A 576-nucleotide genomic window follows, 5' to 3' on the forward strand; every position below is an offset into this window, starting at 1 on the left:
CAGTAAAAAAGACTTTCGGTCTTACTTGTTTAAAAGTTTGATTTGATGTCTTGTCATACAGCTTTGTGAATATCCTAATGAAAGAATCGTTCACAATCTGTTTCTTCTTATCTAGTTTTCAAGGTACATGTGTTTTGGGCGGAATATTTAAATTTAATTCCAGCCTTAGATTAAAAAAATCGGCATATAAATATGCCCTATTCTTTATTGGTGGAGCCTAGCGGGATCGAACCGCTGACCTCCTGCGTGCAAGGCAGGCGCTCTCCCAGCTGAGCTAAGGCCCCGATTAAAGGATGGTGGGCCTAAGTGGACTCGAACCACCGACCTCACGCTTATCAGGCGTGCGCTCTAACCAGCTGAGCTATAGGCCCATCCTAAAATAATTATTTACTTATAAGAGATTGATCTCTCAAAACTGAACCAAACAACACAACCGTTAAGTCAGCTCAGAAGAGCTGTTCCTATATCGCAATCTAGCTTCGACTCCCAGCAACTAGCACATCTTTTGATGGGACGAGTAATCGCAGTCCCAAACTTCGCTCTCCTCCACTGCGATAAGTCAACATCAACTCACTT

Annotated in this window: 2 tRNA genes; both read right to left on the reverse strand. The window is 42.9% G+C overall.

Going from position 1 to position 576, the window contains the following annotated elements:
- Nucleotides 1-208: 208 nt before the first annotated feature.
- A tRNA-Ala gene (locus tag ABD814_RS03945) sits at nt 209-284 on the reverse strand.
- Between the two features lie 10 nt (nt 285-294).
- A tRNA-Ile gene (locus ABD814_RS03950) sits at nt 295-371 on the reverse strand.
- Nucleotides 372-576: the final 205 nt, after the last annotated feature.

Source organism: Amphibacillus indicireducens, assembly GCF_039539605.1.
GTDB lineage: Bacteria > Bacillota > Bacilli > Bacillales > Amphibacillaceae > Amphibacillus > Amphibacillus indicireducens.